The 1,039-nt window shown below is 47.4% G+C and carries 2 protein-coding genes; both read left to right on the top strand.

All coding sequences use genetic code 11. The features are described from left to right. Positions 1-666 (top strand): hypothetical protein (locus P1X15_RS32470; protein WP_277342263.1); only part of this gene is annotated, 666 nt, incomplete at its 5' end. Beyond that, entirely contained in the window at positions 663-923 is a 261-nt protein-coding gene (locus P1X15_RS32465) for a hypothetical protein (protein ID WP_277342262.1), read from the top strand. The genes P1X15_RS32470 and P1X15_RS32465, both read left to right, overlap by 4 nt. Positions 924-1,039: the final 116 nt, after the last annotated feature.

The following is a 1,039-nucleotide window of genomic DNA, read 5'->3' as shown; positions in this document are numbered from 1 at the left end:
ATGCAGCTCGCCGAAGAGTTTTTTTTGAGTCCCGTTTGCCCTAAGTCTATCGTCGTTTTTGACCACTCCAACAACGATTCTTATTTGCAGTACCCCCTGCATCCTTTGACCCTGCCACAAATCCCCCAATTGGATTGGTTGGCTTATCCTTTCAGGGCGATTGTCAGGGGAGATGAGGAACAATTCGACGAGTTTTGCCACCTCATGACGCACTTCAGCCGACGTACTTGCATCGTTTTTGACGACTGTGGTATCTTCTTTGAAGGGAACCTCACCCAAGAAAGAAAACGTATCCTGAAAACCCCCAAAAACAACGAAAACGAGCTGATTTTTCAGGGACACAACTACGCTGAAATGGCGCCGAGGTTGCTCAGGGAGTCCAACATGTACGTCATCAAACAAACCACCGATGACCCCGACGAATTGCCCGATAAGGTCATTGCCAAAAAGCAAGTCCGACAACTCATGATTGAGGTCATTCGGGAGAATTACCAACGTCCCCCCAAACAGAAATGGGCTACCCGCATCTACGACACCGAAACCGATGAGGTTTGGTTGCTCGACCCTGTTTCCAACACTTTTCAGGTCGTGGAGGGGGAACAACATTTTCCCTTTTCGGCCTTGCACAAATACCGTCCCAATCCTTCAAACCCGTCGCTGTCATGATTAATTTTCACAATTTAGACAATTGCCCCCTGCCACAACTCCATGAGATGTTGGCCGAAGCCCGAAACGCCCAAAAGTTCTTTGAAGAAAACCCAGATGCAAAGGTCAAAACCATTACGTCTTACCACGTCAACGACCAACAAATCCTCTGTTTAGAGGGTGGGGAGTTCCAAGATGAAAACATTGCCTTGGAACTCTATTACATTGCCGAAGGCATTCAACAAACCATTGACGAAAAGCAAGCTTCTAAAGCCTAAATCCCCCCTTTTACGGCTATGATTCTCCAAGAAGACCTTAACCAATGTTCGCCCCAACAACTCCGTGAGATGTTGGCCGAAGCAAAACGCGCTCAAAAGGTCTTTAAAGACAACCC

This window comes from Runella sp. MFBS21 (assembly GCF_029433105.1).
Taxonomy (GTDB): domain Bacteria; phylum Bacteroidota; class Bacteroidia; order Cytophagales; family Spirosomataceae; genus Runella.
Note: the sequence above shows the minus strand (reverse complement) of the source record. Positions and strands in the feature narration are given on the sequence as shown.